This window comes from Cupriavidus sp. FW305-27 (genome assembly GCF_058787995.1).
This window is the reverse complement of sequence record NZ_JBYTAG010000034.1, coordinates 1-15,786: the sequence shown is the minus strand read 5'-3', so window position 1 is coordinate 15,786 and position 15,786 is coordinate 1. Positions and strand designations below refer to the sequence as shown.

The window sequence follows — 15,786 nt, the reverse complement described above, 5'->3', positions numbered from 1 at the left end:
GATTTCCGGCCGCTCAGGCGGGATAGGTGCCGGTCTGGGCCATCTGCATCAGGCGCGCGATGCGCTCCTCGGTGGCCGGGTGGGTCGAGAACAAATTGGCGATGGCGCCGCCCGAGAGCGGGTTCATGATCATCATCTGCGCCGTGGCAGGGTGTTCTTCGGCCGCCTGGAACGGGATGCCCTGGGCGTAGCGGTGGATCTTGTCCAGTGCGCTGGCCAGTGCCTGCGGGTCGCCGCTGATCTCGGCGCCGCCGCGGTCGGCTTCGAATTCACGTGCGCGCGAGATTGCCATCTGGATCAGCGATGCCGCCAGCGGGGCCAGGATTGCCACGGCAATGCTGGCGATCGGGTTGCTGCGGTTGCCGTTCTCGTCGCGGCCGCCGAAGAACATCGCCATGTTGGCCAGCGCCGAGATCGCACCGGCCATGGTGGCGGCGATGGTCGAAGTCAGGATGTCGCGGTGGCGCACGTGCGCCAGCTCATGCGCCATCACGCCGCGCAGTTCGCGCTCGGACAGCACCCGCAGGATGCCGGTGGTGGCCGCCACCGCGGCGTGCTCCGGGTTGCGGCCGGTGGCAAAGGCGTTGGGCGCGTCTTCGTTGATCAGGTACACGCGCGGCATCGGCAGGCCGGCGCGCTGCGCCAGGTCCTGCACCATGCCGTAGAACTGCGGCGCGCTGCCGGCGTCGACTTCCTGCGCGTTGTACATGCGCAGGACCATCTTGTCCGAGAACCAGTAGGAGAAGAAGTTCATGCCCAGCGCAAGCAGCAGCGCCATCATCATGCCGCTGCGCCCGCCGATCATGCCGCCGATGACGATGAACAGCGCCGTGATGGCCGCCATCAGCATGAAGGTCTTGACCCAGTTGAACATTGCGGTGATCTCCGTGTAATCGTGAGCCGCGTCCCGGGGGAAAGCGGACGCGATGACCGTTAGATAGGGGGCGATACCCGAAAATTCAACGGCTGTTCAACGGTTTCAGGGGGGAGCCGTGGCCGCTTGCGCCGGCCGGGGCGGTGCCGCCGGCACTTATGCCGCCATGTGCGGCCAAGGCCCGTCCGATCATGCCTGCGCGGCGCCGTTGCCGGGTACCGCGCAGCGCGTGCCCGGCGGCAGCGGCAGGGCCTGCAGGAACTGCTGCGCCGGCTGGCGGCGCCCGCCCGGCTTCTGCAGCTCGGTGACCTGCAGTGCGCTGCCCTCGCCGCAGGCGATGAGGACGCCGGCGGCGTCGGCCGCCAGCACTGTGCCGGGCGGATGCGGCAGGCTGCTGGCGGCGGCCAGCGGCACGGCCTGCCAGCACTTGATCACGGTATCGCCGACCTGCACCGTCGCGCCCGGGAAGGGGTTGAACGCGCGCACCTGGTTGGCCAGCGCCGCGGCCGGGCGGCGCAGGTCCAGCGGGGCCTCGTCCTTGGCGATCTTCTCGGCGTAGGTGACGCCTTCGGCCGGCTGCGGCGTGGCGGCCAGCGCGCGGCCGGCGGCGAGCTCCTGCAGCGCTGCCACGGTCATGCGCGCGCCCAGCGCGGCCAGCGTGTCGTGCAGCGTGCCGGTGGTGTCGTCCGGGCCGATCGGCACGGCCGCGCGCGTGAGCATGTCGCCGGTGTCCAGGCCTTCGTCCATCTGCATCAGCGTGATGCCGGTCTCGGCATCGCCCGCCTCGATGGCGCGGTGGATCGGCGCCGCGCCGCGCCAGCGCGGCAGCAGCGAGCCGTGGATATTCAGGCAGCCCAGGCGCGGCAGGGCCAGCACCTCGGCCGGCAGGATCAGGCCGTAGGCGGCCACCACCATCACGTCGGGCGCAGTGCCGGCGAGCGCGTCGATGGCCGCGGCGGCGTCTTCCGGGTACTTGCCCTGGCGGCGCAGCGAGCGCGGCTGCAGCACTGGCCCAAGGCCGCTGGCGGCGGCGAACTGCTTCACCGGGCTGGCGTGCAGCTGCAGGCCGCGGCCGGCGGGGCGGTCAGGCTGCGTCAGCACCGCCACGATGGGAAAACCGGCGGCGTGGATGGCTTCCAGCGCGACGCGCGCGAACTCGGGCGTGCCGGCAAAGGCAACACGCAGGGGTCTGGCTTGGGACATGGCAGGTTCCGTGGCCTGAAACAGGACCGGCCGCTATCGCGGCCGGTTTTTTTGTTCTTCGGAAGTCATAAAGATAACAGACCCCGCGCGGGTGCCGCGCGCTGGCGGCGGGAATCCGGGCGGGCTGTTACATCTTTGTGGCAGGGCGCCGCTTACATGCGGGTGCGCTCGCGCTTCTGCAGCTTGCTCTTGATGCGGTTGAGCTTGAGCGGCGACAGGTATTCGACAAAGACCTTGCCGCGCAGGTGATCGATCTCATGCTGGATGCAGACGGCCAGCAGGTCGTCTGCTTCGAGCTCGAAGCTCTCGCCCTTCTCGTTGAGCGCGCGCACGCGCACCCGGTCGGGGCGCTCGACGCGGTCATAGACCTCGGGCACCGACAGGCAGCCCTCTTCCCACACCTTTCGGTTGTCGCTGGCCCAGACGATCTCCGGGTTGATAAAGACCTGGAGCTGGTCGCGCGTTTCCGAGACGTCGATCACCACCACCTGCTCATGCACGTTGACCTGCGTGGCGGCCAGCCCGATGCCGGGCGCTTCGTACATGGTTTCGGCCATGTCCTTCACCAGCTGGCGGATGCGGTCGTCCACTGCCGCAACGGGTTTGGCAACGGTGTGCAGACGGGGATCGGGGTAGGTCAGGATATCGAGTTTTGCCATGATGCTCAGGCGCAACGCCGGCTGCTGCCGGCAACCGGGCCGCGTTGCGGCGGCGGGTGTTTACATGCAGAATCGGGGCGCAAGTACAAAAATTCAAGGCGCGCCGAAACAGGCACGCTCTCCCGGGTCAATCTGGCCGAAACCACCGGCCGGTCAGGAAAATGCGCGATCTTACCAAAGAACACCAGGCGGCGTCGGGCCGCAGGCTGCACGCGTTCATCCCTAAGCTTGCCTATGCGTTGCTGAGTGCCGCCGGCATCACTGCGGCGGCCGCGCTTCCGGCCCTGGCTGCGGACCTGACGGTCACGCCGGCGCAGCAGGCCGAAGCCCAGCGCACGGCCCAACAGGGCATCCCCGTTTCAGACCTGGCTGCCAATGCGCCGTCGCAGTACACCGTGCGCACGGGTGACACGCTGTGGGGGATCTCGGGCCGCTTCCTGCGCCAGCCATGGCGCTGGCCTGAGCTATGGGGCATGAACCGGCAACAGATCCGCAACCCGCACCTGATCTATCCGGGACAGATCCTGTACCTGATCCAGCGCGACGGCCGCGCCTGGCTGTCGACCACGCCCGCCGGCAGCGGCACGGTGCGCCTGTCGCCGCAGATACGCGGCAACGCCGCCGACGGCGCCGCCATCCTGAGCATCGCGTCTTCCGATATCGAGCCCTTCCTGATCCGCCCGCTGGTGGTCGACCAGGATACGCTGGCCACCTCGGCACGCATCGTCGCCGTGTCCGAGTCGCGCGTCATCCTTGGCCGCGACGATACCGGCTACGCGCGCGGCATCCCCGCCGACGCGCCGCAAGGCAGCGACTGGCAGGCCTACCGTCCGGTCACCCCGGTGCGCGACCCCGTCTCCAATGCCGTGCTCGGCTACGAGGCCGAATACGAAGGCAACGTGCGCCTGGCGCGCGCTGCGCAGGGCCCGGATGCGGTCTCGACCATGCAGGTCACGCAGGCCAGGCAGGAAATGGGCGTGGGCACGCTGCTGATGCCGCAGCCCGCGCGCGAAGCGGCGCGCTATGTGCCGCACGCGCCCGATACGCAACTCGACGGCCGCGTGGCCAAGGTCTATGGCGGGGTCGAGTTCGGCGGCGCCAAGCAGGTGGTGGTGCTCAACCTCGGCAGCCAGGCCGGGGTGGAGCCCGGGCATGTGCTGGCGCTGTCGCGCACTGGCGAGACCGTCGCCGACAAGACCGACAGCAACCGCGCCATCCGCCTGCCCGACGAGCGCTACGGCCTGGCCTTTGTCTTCCGCGTGTTCCCGGGGGTGTCGTATGCGCTGGTCACCGACGCCTCCAACGTGATCGCGGTCGGCGACCGGGCGACCTCGCCGCGCTGAGCCGGTCTTGGCGACATCGCAGGCGGCCCTGGCGGCCGCCGCTTCTCTTTGCCATGCAGGCGCTGCCCGGCAGCTCACCACGCGCGATCCCGACGAGCTGAAGGCGTGGCTGCAGCTCGCCTGCGCGCCCGGGGTCGGCCCGGTCACGGTGCGCCTGCTGCTGACCGCATTCGGGTTGCCGCAGCAGATCCTGGCGCAGAGCGTGGCAGCGCTGTCGTCCGTCGTCCCCAAGAAACACGCCCGCGCGGTGCTGGCCAGGCCCGGCACCGGGCTGCCGGCACTGGTCGAACGCACCCTCGCCTGGCTCGGCACGCCCGGCAACCACGTGGTCACGTTTGGCGACGACGCCTACCCTGCCCGCCTGTTCGACCTGCCCGACCCGCCGCCGCTGCTATATATCAAGGGCGATCCTGCGCTGCTGGCGCGTCCTGCGGTGGCCATCGTCGGCGCGCGTGGCGCCACCGAGCAGGGCAAGCGCGATGCGCAGGCCTTCGGGCGGGCGCTGTCCGAGTCGGGGCTGGCGGTGGTCTCGGGGCTGGCGCTGGGCGTCGATGCCGCCGCCCATGCCGGCGGGCTGCAGGGTTGCGGCGGTACCGTCGCTGTTACGGGTACGGGGGCCGACCGGGTCTATCCGGCCGAGAACCTGGCGCTGGCCCACGAAGTGGCCGCGCGCGGCGCGATCGTCACCGAATTCCCGCTCGGCATGCAGGGCCTGCCCGCCAACTTCCCGCGCCGCAACCGTATCATCGCCGCCCTGGCACGCGGGGTGCTGGTGGTGGAGGCCGCGGCGCGCTCGGGCTCGCTGATCACCGCACGGCTGGCGGCCGACCTGGGGCGCGAGGTATTTGCGGTGCCGGGCTCGATCCACGCGCCGCTGTCAGCCGGCTGCCACCTGCTGATCCGCCAGGGAGCGAAGCTGGTGGAGCGCGTGGAGGATGTGCTGGAAGAGATCAACCTGCTGCCGGCACCTGCCCGCCCCGCTGCCGCGCGCGTTCCCGCGTCCGTACCGGAGCAACCAGATCTTTCTGACTTTGCCGGCCACGCCGACCCCCTGCTGGCCGCTCTCGGCTACGATCCGGTTACGCTGGATGCGCTGTGCGAGCGCAGCGGCCAGCCGCCGGAAGCCGTCGCGGCGCGCCTGCTGGAACTGGAACTGGCCGGGCACGCCGAGCGTCTACCGGGAAACGTGTTTCGGCGGCTTGGGTGAGCCGCAGCGCAATACCGATACAATCGCCGGCAGCCCGCGTGCCGCGGGCGCCTCATGTTTCCGATGCCATGACCGTTTACTTTCCAGAACGTGACGCAGGCGCCATTGCCGGGTGCCTGGCAGCGCGGCCGCAGGGCCGCCTGGTGGCCTGCCTGTGCGCGCAGTGGTGCGGCACGTGCCGGGACTACCTGGCGGCGCTGACCGCGCTGGCCTCGCGCCATCCGGAGGATTGCTTCGTCTGGATCGACATCGAGACGCACGCGGATGCGCTTGGCGATATCGATATTGAGAATTTCCCGACGCTGCTGGTGCAGCCTGCGTCGGGCGGCACGCCCCAGTTCTATGGCACCCTGCTGCCGCACATCGAGGTGCTGGAACGCATGCTGAGCCGCGGTGCGGCGATGCCGGCGAGTGCCGAAGACGTGCCGCAGGTGCTGGACTGGTTGCTTGCCGGGGGGAGCAGCGCCGCCTAGGTGGCGACAGGGTCGGCGGCGGGGCTTGCTTGCACCGCCGTTGAAAGCGCGCTTATTATTGGCGCCTCATAGCCCCCCGGCGTTCTGATTACTTCGTTTGTAGTGCAATTCGCGGGTTGCCGGATGCAGCTCGCAAGGACCCTTCCCATGTCAAAAGCCCTCATCATCGCGGAAAAACCGTCGGTCGCGGCGGATATCGCCCGTGCCCTCGGGGGGTTTACCAAGCACGACGAGTATTTCGAGAGCGACGACTACGTGCTGTCCTCCGCCGTCGGCCACCTGGTCGAGATCGCCGCGCCGGACGAATACGAGGTCAAGCGCGGCAAGTGGAGTTTCGCCAACCTGCCGGTGATCCCGCCGCATTTCGACCTGCGCCCGATCGCCAAGACCGAGTCGCGCCTGAAGGTGCTGAACCGGCTGATCAAGCGCAAGGACGTCACCGCCCTGATCAACGCCTGTGACGCGGGACGCGAAGGCGAACTGATCTTCCGGCTGATCGCGCAACAGGCCAAGGCCAAGCAGCCGGTGCGCCGGCTGTGGCTGCAGTCGATGACGCAGCAGGCGATCCGCGATGGCTTCGCCAGCCTGCGCGAAGACGAAGACATGCTGCCGCTGGCCGACGCCGCGCGTTGCCGCTCCGAGGCCGACTGGCTGGTCGGCATCAACGGCACCCGCGCCATGACCGCCTTCAACAGCAAGGGCGGTGGCTTCTTCCTGACCACCGTGGGCCGCGTGCAGACGCCGACGCTGTCGATCGTGGTGGAGCGTGAAGAGAAGATCAAGCACTTCGTGCCGCGCGACTACTGGGAAGTGCGGGCCGAGTTCATCGCCGCCGCCGGCCTGTATGAAGGCCGCTGGTTCGACCCCAAGTTCAAGAAGAGCGAGTTCGATCCCGAGGCGCGCGAATCGCGCCTGTGGAGCGAGGCCGAGGCCAAGAGCATCGTCGCCGCCTGCCGCGACAAGCCGGGCACCGTCACCGAGGAATCCAAGCCGTCGACGCAGCAGTCGCCGGCGCTGTTCGACCTGACCACGCTGCAGCGCGAGGCCAACTCGCGCTTCGGCTTCTCGGCCAAGAACACGCTCGGCCTGGCGCAGGCGCTGTATGAAAAGCACAAGGTCCTGACCTACCCGCGTACCGATGCGCGCGCGCTGCCCGAGGACTACCTGGACACGGTCAAGCAGACCATGGACATGCTGGCCGACAGCTCGCCCAACTACCTGCCGCACGCCAAGAAGATTCTGGCGCAGGGCTGGGTCAAGCCGAACAAGAAGATCTTCGACAACAGCAAGATCAGCGACCACTTCGCCATCATCCCGACGCTGCAGGCGCCAAAGAACCTGTCCGAACCGGAGCAGAAGCTGTACGACCTGGTAGTGCGCCGCTTCCTGGCGGTGTTCTTCCCGGCGGCCGAGTTCCAGGTCACCACCCGCATCACGGAAGTCGCCGGCCACCACTTCAAGACCGAAGGCAAGGTGCTGGTCAACCCGGGCTGGCTGGTGATCTACGGCCGCGAGGCGCAGGGCGACAAGGACGCCGCCAACCTGGTGCCGGTGGCCAAGGACGAGAAGGTCAAGACCGACAAGGTCGAGAGCGTCGGCCTGACCACCAAGCCGCCCGCGCGCTACAACGAAGCCACGCTGCTGTCGGCGATGGAAGGCGCCGGCAAGCTGGTGGACGACGACGCGCTGCGCGAGGCCATGGCCGGCAAGGGCCTGGGCACGCCGGCGACGCGCGCGGCCATCATCGAAGGCCTGCTGACGGAAAAATACCTGGTGCGCGAAGGCCGCGAGCTGATTCCGACTGCCAAGGCGTTCCAGTTGATGACGCTGCTGCGCGGCCTGGGCGTGCAGGAACTGACGCAGGCCGAGCTGACGGGCGAGTGGGAACACAAGCTCTCGCAGATCGAGCGCGGGCGCCTGAAGCGCGACGAGTTCATGCTTGAGATCGCGCAGATGACCCAGCAGATCGTCAAGCGCGCCAAGGAATACGACAGCGACACCATCCCGGGCGACTACGCCACGCTGGACACGCCGTGCCCGCAATGCGGCGGACAGGTCAAGGAGAACTACCGCCGCTTTGCCTGCACCGCGTGCGAGTTCTCGATCAGCAAGATCCCGGGCGGGCGCCAGTTCGAGATCGAAGAGGTCGAAGAACTGCTGCTGAAGAAGGAAATCGGTCCGCTGCAGGGTTTCCGCAGCAAGATGGGCCGTCCGTTCGCCGCCATCCTCAAGCTGGGCAAGGACGACGAAGGCCATTACAAGATGGAATTCGACTTCGGCCAGAACGACGACGACAACGACGGCGAGCCGGTCGACTTCAGCGGCCAGGAGCCGGTGGGCACCTGTCCGAAGTGCGGCGGCTCGGTGTTCGAGCACGGCATGAAGTACGTCTGCGAGAACAGCGCGACCAGCCCCAAGAGCTGCGACTTCACCACCGGCAAGATCATCCTGCAGCAGGAAATCAGCCGCGAGCAGATCGGCAAGCTGCTCACCGACGGCAAGACCGACCTGCTGACGGGGTTCAAGTCGTCGCGCACCGGCCGCAACTTCAAGGCCTTCCTGGTCAAGCAGCCGGACGGCAAGATCGGCTTCGAGTTCGAGGCGCGCGAGCCCAAGGCGGGCGCCAAGACGGCGGCGAAGACCACGGCCAAGGCGGCATCGAATGGCACGGCCGAGGCGGCGCCGGCAACCAAGACGGCAGCGAAGACCGCGGCCAAGACGCCAGCCGCCAAGGCTCCGGCCACCAAGGCACCGGCCAAGAAGGCGGCAGCCAAGAAGGCCCCCGCCAAGACCGCCGCGGCCAAGAAGTCGCGCGCGGCGGCCGCCGGCGAGTAAGCGTCAGCGCGTCACGGCAAAACGCCCGGCATCGCCGGGCGTTTTGCTTTGGGTGGATCGGCCTAGGTAGCCGCTCAGGTGCGCACGGCTTGCGTGCCGTGGCTGGCGGCTGGCGCCGGCTGCGCTTCCTTGCCGCGTACCTGCCCTTCTTCGAGCAGGAAGTCGATAAAGGCGCGCACCTTGGTCGGCAAGAACTTGCGGCTCGGGTAGACCACGCTGACATCGCGCCGCGGCAGCTGGTATTGCGGCAGCACATGCACCAGCTTGCCGGATTCGATATTGGGACGCGCCAGGTAGGACGACAGCATGGCCACGCCCATGTCGGCCAGCGCCGCCTGGTGGGCCAGCTCGGCATTGCTGCACAGCAGCCCCGGGCGGATCGGCACGGTCACCTCGCCTTCCGGGCCCAGCAGCGTCCATTCGTGCTCGGCGCTGGGCAGGCGCATGGCAATGCAGCGGTGGTGGCTGAGTTCATGGGCATGGCGGATCGGCGCGTGCGCCGCCACATAGCCCGGCGATGCGCACAGGATCACTTCGGCCGACAGCAGCGGGCGCGCCACCAGGTGCGAGCCCAGGCCCAGGTCGGACAGCATCACGGCCACGTCGCGGCCTTCTTCGACGATATCGACGTTGCGGTCCGACAGGATCACGTCGAACACCACGTCCGGATACAGCTGCTGGAAGCGCGCCAGCAATTCCGGCAGCAGGTGCAGGCCGAACATCACCGGGGTGACCAGCCGCAGCGTGCCTGACAGCGACTGGCTGCGCGCCGTGACCACGCTTTCGGCTTCTTCCACGTCTTCCAGGATCTGCTGGCAGCGCTGCAGGTAGGTTTCGCCGGCGTCGGTCAGCGACAGGCTGCGGGTGGTGCGGTTGAGCAGGCGCGTGCCCAGGTGGCTCTCCAGGTCGGCCACGTAGCGCGTCACCACTGCGTTGGACATTTCCAGCTGCTGCGCTGCACGCGCGAAGCTTCCCAGTTCCACCACCTTGGAAAACACACGCATCGATTGCAGGCGATCCATGACACAGTCTCCCGGTTCTGCGCTGAATTCTTACGTAATCAGCCTATTTTATTGTTCGAATCAAAACTAATCATTGTGGATCCTGATATTTATTGATATGAGGGAAATGCCTAATATCTAGCCATCGGATGCCGCAATGCAACATAGTCTTTCGTCGAAGTGACGGCTCAGGCATCCATGCAATAGAGAAAGCCTGAATCATGAAAACCAACCGCTACGCCCTGATCGCTGTCGCCACCCTCGCCGCCGCCCTGTCGGCCGCACCGGCCTTTGCCAAGAACGGCAAGTTCGATGTGTTCACCGACGGCGCCAAGGTAGCCAAGTTCGATCCGTACACCGACGGCGCCCGCACCGGCAAGTTCGATCCGTACGTCGATGGCGCCCGCACCGGCAAGTTCGATCCGTACGTCGATGGCGCCCGCACCGGCAAGTTCGACACCTACACCGAAGGCGGCAAGTACGACACCACTACCGATCGCGCGCCGCTGTAAGGCCGCCTGGCCGCCTCAGGCCTGCCTCCCCGGCGGTCTCTGGCAGCGCGATCCCGGGGCCGCTTCCTCCGCTTGTGCGGCCCCGCCTGCTTCAAACCTGGTCTCCACAGGTCCTTGGGGGAGCGCCTTGCAGCCTCTCCGCCTTTATTGGAGAAAAAGCCCGCACCGGTTCCGGTTGCGGGCTTCTTTGTTTCTGCATCCGGCGGCTTTGCAAGCACTGGCGAATGATTATGCCAGACGCCGCAAATGAAAAACGGGCCATGACGGCCCGTTTTGCTGACCACTACGACTTCTTAGTCGTCGTAGTGGTGGCGATGGTGCTTGTGCTTCTTGCGCTTGTAGCTGCTCTTGTAATAGCGGCGGTGGTCATCGTCGTACGAGTTGCTGCGCGAGACATTGCCGCCCAGCGCCGCACCCGCGCCGCCGCCCAGGCCGGCGCCGATCAGGCCACCGGTGCGGCCGCCCATGGCGTTGCCAGCTGCGGTGCCGGCACCGCCACCCAGCGCGCCGCCGATGATGGCACCGGTGCGCTCACGGCGGTTGGAGGTCACTGCGCCACCGGCGCCGCCGCCCACTGCACCACCGATCACTGCGCCGGTGCTGCCGCCCAGCGCGCCGCCCACCGCGGCACCGGCGACGCCGCCGAGTGCGCCGCCCAGGGCGTTGTTCATGTCACTCGCGACGGCCGGCAGCGCGCAGGCCGCCAGGGCGAGGGCAATGGTCAGATTGCGAACGGGATGGCGAGTCATATCTTTTTTCCTCGAATTGCCATGATGTGTCGCAAGTGTAGAGAAGGAGCCGCACCCTTGCTGTAACTACCTGTAAAGCCCTGTAACCCGCTACAGAAACGGTATCCGTGCATTACAAAAGCGCGGTAAACACGCAACACTTGATAAAAAGACAGGCGATCAAGTGATCGCCTGTCTGCTTTGTATGCCGCCGGCCCCGCAGGAGGACGGCGTTCAGCGTGTGCTCAGCAGCACTTGCCCTGCCCGCCGCCGTAGCGTGCCTCCTGGCGCTCGCGGAAGAATTCCTCGTAGCTCATCGGCTCGCGGTCGGGGTGGGTGCTTTCCATATGGGCCACGTAGGTCTGGTAGTCGGGCAGCCCGACCATCAGCCTGAGCGACTGCCCCAGGTAGCGTCCCATCGTTCCGAGTTGTTCCAGCATGGCGGGCTCCGGTATCAGGACTGGGCCGAGGCGGCGCCCGGCAGCGGCTCGAACGGCGTTTCCTTGTCGGTCGGGCGCTTCGCGGCGCGCGCCTGCAGCGCGGTCTTGAAGCCGTAGAACACGATCGACAGCACCACCAGCATGAACAGCGCGCACAGGCCGGCGTCCAGGTAGTCGTTGAAGACGATGCGGTGCATCTGCTCCATCGACTTGGCCGGGGCCAGCACCTTGCCTTCGGCAATGGCGGCGCTGAACTTGGCGGCGTGGGTCAGGAAGCTGACCTTGGGGTCGGCATGGAACAGCTTCTGCCAGCCGGCGGTCAGCGTGCAGATCAGCAGCCACACGGTCGGCACCAGCGTGACCCAGGCGTACTGGCCGCGCTTCATTTTGACCAGCACGCAGGTGCCCAGCACCAGCGCCACCGCGGCGAGCATCTGGTTGGAGATGCCGAACAGCGGCCACAGCGTGTTGATGCCGCCCAGCGGATCGACCACGCCCTGGTACAGGAAGTAACCCCATGCCGCCACGCACAGCGCGGTGGCGGTCAGGTTGGCGACCAGCGAATCGGTCTTGCGCATCGACGGGATAAAGCTGCCCAGCAGGTCCTGCAGCATGAAGCGGCCGGCGCGGGTGCCCGCGTCGACGGCGGTCAGGATGAACAGCGCCTCGAACAGGATGGCGAAGTGGTACCAGAACGCCATCATGGCCTGGCCGCCCACCACCTGGTGCAGGATATGGGCGATGCCCACGGCCAGCGTCGGCGCGCCGCCGGCGCGCGAGAGGATGGTGTTTTCGCCGACGTCCTTGGCGGTCTGCACCAGCACGTCAGGCGTGATCACGAAGCCCCAGATCGAGACCGCGTGCGCCACCGCTTCCGGCGTGGTGCCGATCACGGCCGCCGGGCTGTTCATGGCGAAGTACACGCCCGGCTCGATCACCGAGGCGGCTACCAGTGCCATGATCGCGACGAACGATTCAGCCAGCATCGCGCCGTAGCCGATAAAGCGCGCGTGGGTCTCGTTCTCCAGCAGCTTGGGCGTGGTGCCCGACGAGATCAGCGCGTGGAAGCCCGACACCGCGCCGCAGGCGATGGTGATGAAGAGGAACGGAAACAGGTTGCCCGACCACACCGGTCCGCCGCCTTGCGCGAACTGCGTGAAGGCCGGCATCTTCAGGTCCGGGGCGACGATCAGGATGCCGACCGCCAGCGCGATGATGGTGCCGATCTTCAGGAAGGTCGACAAGTAGTCGCGCGGCGCCAGCAGCAGCCACACTGGCAGCACGGCGGCGATAAAGCCGTAGATGATCAGCATCCACGTCAGCGCCTTGCCGTCATAGGTGAACAGCGGCGCCAGCACGGCGCTCTCGTGTACGTACTGGCCGCCGATGATGGCCAGCATCAGCAGCACGAAGCCGATCACCGACACCTCGCCGATGCGGCCCGGGCGGATATAGCGCGTATAGATGCCCATGAACAGCGCGATCGGGATCGTCACCGCCACGGTGAACGTGCCCCACGGCGAGTCGGCCAGCGCCTTCACCACGATCAGCGCCAGCACCGCCAGGATGATGACCATGATCATGAAGCAGCCGAACAGCGCGATCATGCCCGGGATCGTGCCCATCTCGGACTTGACCAGGTCGCCCAGCGAGCGGCCGTCGCGGCGCGTGGAGATGAACAGCACCATGAAGTCCTGCACCGCGCCGGCGAACACCACGCCGGCGAGCAGCCACAGCATGCCCGGCATATAGCCCATCTGCGCGGCCAGCACCGGGCCGACCAGCGGGCCGGCGCCGGCGATGGCGGCGAAGTGGTGGCCGAACAGCACCGCCTTGTTGGTCGGCACGTAGTCCAGGCCGTCGTTATGGCGCCACGCGGGCGTCATCCGTTTGGGATCGAGCTGCATCACCTTGTCGGCGATAAAGCGGCTGTAGTAGCGGTAGGCGATCAGGTAGATGCAGAGCGCGGCAACCACGATCCACAGCGCGCTGACGGCCTCGCCGCGCGCCAGCGCGACAGTGCCGAAGGCAAACGCGCCAAGGACGGCGACAGCCAGCCACACCAGGTGTTCTCCGATGCGATTCATAGTGAAGGGTCTCCTCAGACCGGGATATGGATAGCCTGCGGCGGCGAAAGACTGGTAACAGGCAACTGGCAGGATCGGCAGCGGGGGTGCGCCGAGGGCGGGCAGCGGGGGCAATCCGGCGGTGAGGGTGTCTCCTGGGATAGCTGCTGCGCGCCCGGTTGTGTCGTCGTTTCCGGATCTCGTCTTGCAGGCAGGCGACGCACCGTCCGGGTGTGGACGGTGCACCAGCTGCGTCCGCGCATGCGCCCTGCTGGGGCGGCGGCGCGATCGGCGTGTAGTATTGACACCCGCCAAACCCCGCACAAGCGCGTAACTACGCAGCACTTCTGCGTAGTACTACGCAAATCGACGGTGGCATGCCGCCTGCGCGGCATCGGTGTTTACCCCCGGTCCCCCCGCACTCGTATGAAACTCCGCCAGAAGATCCTGTTGCTAGCCGTGGCGCCACTTGCGGTTGCCATGCTGGGCATCGCACTTGCCGTGCGCTTCCAGGCCACGCAGCTCGCGCAGCATGAACGCGCGCTGGTCGAGGCCGCCTACCTGCAGAGCAAGGAAACCGAGCTGCGCCACTACGTAGAACTGGCGCAGAGCGCGATCGCGCCGCTGGTGCGCTCCGGGCGCACCGACGCCGCCACCCGGCAGGCCGCGATGGAGGCACTTGCGCGGCTGGACTACGGCCCCGACGGCTATTTCTTCCTGTATGACCTGCACGGCCGCAACCTGATGCACCCGCGTCAGCCCGAACTGGTCGGCCAGGACCTGTGGACGCTGCGCGACCCGCAGGGCGCGCTGACCATCCAGCAACTGATTGCCGCGGCCAAGGGCGGTGGCGGCGCGGTGCGCTACCTGTGGAGAAAGCCCTCGTCGCAGCAGCTGGCGCCCAAGCTCGGCTATGTGGTGGCGGTGCCCGAATGGGGCTGGATGGTGGGCACCGGCATCTACCTGGATGACGTGGAAAGCACGCTGCGCCAGCTCGATGCCCGTGCCGAGACCGATATCCGCCAGACCATGGCCTGGATCGGCGTGATTGCCGGCATCAGCATCCTGCTGGTCGCCGCCAGCGGCCTGGCGCTGAACGTCAGCGAGCACCGCGAGGCCGACGCCAAGCTGCGCCAGCTGGCGCAGCGCGTGGTGCAGTCGCAGGAAGAAGAGCGCGCCCGGCTCTCGCGCGAGCTGCACGACGGCATCAGCCAGCTGCTGGTGTCGGTCAAGCTGGTGCTGGAAACCGCCACCAACCGCCTGCGCCTGGCCCCGGCCGAAGGCGCCGCGGTGGCGCCGGTGCTGGGCATGGCGCTGAACCGGCTCGATACCGTGTTCAATGAAGTGCGCCGCGTGGCGCGCAACCTGCGCCCCGCCCTGCTCGACGACCTGGGCCTGTACGCCGCGCTGCAGCACCTGGCGCGCGAGATGCAGGGCGGCAGCGGGCTGGAAATTGCGGTGACTCAGAGCGGCACCCCGCGCGAACTGCCCGACGAGCAGGCCACGGCGCTGTTCCGGATCGCCCAGGAAGCCTTGACCAACGTCGAGCGCCATGCCGGCGCGCGCCGGGTCGTGGTGGCGCTGGCCTTCGATGCCGATGCCACGCGCCTCACCGTGCGCGACGACGGGCATGGCTTCGACGTGGCGCGCATGCAGGAGGACCCGCAGCGCGGCATCGGACTGCGCAACCTGCGCGAGCGCATCGCCGCGCTGTGCGGGCAGTTCGACATCGTTTCGGGCATGGGCGGCACCCAGCTGGTCGCTTCACTGCCGCTGGCCAGGCCCGCGGCCATTGCGCACGATCCCGTTTCAGCAGGACCCTCGCCGTCATGACCCAGCTAGCCGACTCCGCCGAAGTGCCCGCCCGCGTATTACTGATCGACGACCATGCGCTGGTGCGCGACGGAATGCGCATGCATCTGGCGCTGCAGCCCGGCCTGCGCGTGGTCGGTGAAGCCGACGACGGCGAGGCCGCGCTGGCGTGGCTGGACCGAGCCGGTGCCGCCGAGCTGCCCGACCTGGTCATCACCGATATCGGCATGCGCGGCATGGGCGGCATTGCCCTGGCCGCGGCGCTGCATGACCGCTATCCGGAACTGGCGGTGCTGATCGTGTCGATGCACGACAACCTGGAATACGTGCGCCAGGCGGTGCGTGCGGGTGCGCGCGGCTATGTGCTCAAGGACGCGCCCGCCGACGAGCTGATGGCGGCGATCCAGTCCGTGCTGGCCGGACGGGTCTTCTACAGCGCCCGCATTGCGCGCGGCATGGCCGAGCAGAGCCCCGCCGCAGGGCCGCTCGATGCGCTCACGCCGCGCGAGCGCGACATCCTGCGCGGCATCGGGCGGGGCCTGGCCAACAAGGAGATCGCGGCGCAGCTGGGGGTTTCGGTGCGCACGGTGGAGACGCACCGGCTGAACCTGAAGCGCAAGCTGGGGATCGAGG

General features: G+C 67.7%; 14 protein-coding genes. 7 read left to right on the top strand and 7 right to left on the bottom strand.

Translation table 11 applies throughout. The features are described 5' to 3' along the window. Positions 1 to 13: 13 nt before the first annotated feature. The 3 genes from htpX to def form a co-directional block, all read right to left on the bottom strand. Positions 14 to 874 carry a zinc metalloprotease HtpX gene (gene htpX / locus AC3WRI_RS17540; RefSeq protein ID WP_010811323.1) on the bottom strand — a complete coding sequence of 287 codons (861 nt, stop codon included), beginning with the start codon at positions 872 to 874 and terminating at the stop codon, positions 14 to 16. Positions 875 to 1,063: 189 nt separating this feature from the next. Beyond that, positions 1,064 to 2,077, bottom strand: a complete 1,014-nt coding sequence (gene fmt / locus AC3WRI_RS17535) for a methionyl-tRNA formyltransferase (RefSeq protein WP_010811324.1) — start codon at positions 2,075 to 2,077, stop codon at positions 1,064 to 1,066. Between the two features lie 152 nt (positions 2,078 to 2,229). Beyond that, a complete protein-coding gene (def, locus tag AC3WRI_RS17530; RefSeq protein WP_010811325.1) occupies positions 2,230 to 2,736 on the bottom strand; it encodes a peptide deformylase in 507 nt (168 codons plus the stop codon). Between the two features lie 161 nt (positions 2,737 to 2,897). On the opposite strand from def, the gene AC3WRI_RS17525 reads away from it, so the two are divergent. From AC3WRI_RS17525 to AC3WRI_RS17510, 4 genes are all read left to right on the top strand, one after another. Continuing rightward, positions 2,898 to 4,079, top strand: coding sequence for a LysM peptidoglycan-binding domain-containing protein (locus AC3WRI_RS17525; protein WP_010811326.1), 1,182 nt, complete (start codon positions 2,898 to 2,900; stop codon positions 4,077 to 4,079). A gap of 7 nt (positions 4,080 to 4,086) precedes the next feature. Continuing rightward, positions 4,087 to 5,286 (top strand): DNA-processing protein DprA, encoded by a 1,200-nt coding sequence (gene dprA, locus AC3WRI_RS17520; protein ID WP_011616266.1) that lies wholly within the window; start codon positions 4,087 to 4,089, stop codon positions 5,284 to 5,286. Between the two features lie 68 nt (positions 5,287 to 5,354). Then, positions 5,355 to 5,759: a thioredoxin family protein gene (locus AC3WRI_RS17515; protein WP_011616267.1), complete on the top strand. Its 405-nt coding sequence runs from the start codon at positions 5,355 to 5,357 to the stop codon at positions 5,757 to 5,759. Between the two features lie 147 nt (positions 5,760 to 5,906). After that, positions 5,907 to 8,594 (top strand): DNA topoisomerase III, encoded by a 2,688-nt coding sequence (locus AC3WRI_RS17510; protein WP_439671087.1) that lies wholly within the window; start codon positions 5,907 to 5,909, stop codon positions 8,592 to 8,594. A 74-nt stretch (positions 8,595 to 8,668) separates the two neighbouring features. On the opposite strand, the gene AC3WRI_RS17505 is transcribed toward AC3WRI_RS17510, so the two are convergent. Then, positions 8,669 to 9,616, bottom strand: coding sequence for a LysR family transcriptional regulator (locus AC3WRI_RS17505; RefSeq protein WP_058697422.1), 948 nt, complete (start codon positions 9,614 to 9,616; stop codon positions 8,669 to 8,671). 200 nt (positions 9,617 to 9,816) lie between these two features. Between AC3WRI_RS17505 and AC3WRI_RS17500 the strand changes: the two genes are divergently transcribed. After that, positions 9,817 to 10,107 (top strand): hypothetical protein, encoded by a 291-nt coding sequence (locus AC3WRI_RS17500; RefSeq protein ID WP_492293699.1) that lies wholly within the window; start codon positions 9,817 to 9,819, stop codon positions 10,105 to 10,107. 293 nt (positions 10,108 to 10,400) lie between these two features. Here AC3WRI_RS17500 and AC3WRI_RS17495 read toward each other — a convergent pair whose 3' ends face one another. The 3 genes from AC3WRI_RS17495 to AC3WRI_RS17485 all read right to left on the bottom strand — a co-directional run bounded on the left by AC3WRI_RS17495 (position 10,401) and on the right by AC3WRI_RS17485 (position 13,362). Continuing rightward, positions 10,401 to 10,856 (bottom strand): YMGG-like glycine zipper-containing protein, encoded by a 456-nt coding sequence (locus AC3WRI_RS17495; protein WP_010811332.1) that lies wholly within the window; start codon positions 10,854 to 10,856, stop codon positions 10,401 to 10,403. A gap of 224 nt (positions 10,857 to 11,080) precedes the next feature. Then, positions 11,081 to 11,275, bottom strand: coding sequence for a YbdD/YjiX family protein (locus AC3WRI_RS17490; protein ID WP_010811333.1), 195 nt, complete (start codon positions 11,273 to 11,275; stop codon positions 11,081 to 11,083). A 14-nt stretch (positions 11,276 to 11,289) separates the two neighbouring features. Beyond that, on the bottom strand, positions 11,290 to 13,362 hold the full coding sequence (locus tag AC3WRI_RS17485; protein ID WP_492293698.1) for a carbon starvation CstA family protein: 2,073 nt from the start codon (positions 13,360 to 13,362) through the stop codon (positions 11,290 to 11,292). Positions 13,363 to 13,767: 405 nt separating this feature from the next. Between AC3WRI_RS17485 and AC3WRI_RS17480 the strand changes: the two genes are divergently transcribed. Both AC3WRI_RS17480 and AC3WRI_RS17475 read left to right on the top strand, forming a co-directional pair. Further along, on the top strand, positions 13,768 to 15,174 hold the full coding sequence (locus AC3WRI_RS17480) for a cache domain-containing protein (RefSeq protein ID WP_010811335.1): 1,407 nt from the start codon (positions 13,768 to 13,770) through the stop codon (positions 15,172 to 15,174). Beyond that, positions 15,171 to 15,786: response regulator (locus AC3WRI_RS17475; protein WP_492293696.1), on the top strand; the 616-nt coding region annotated here is incomplete at its 3' end. The genes AC3WRI_RS17480 and AC3WRI_RS17475, both read left to right, overlap by 4 nt.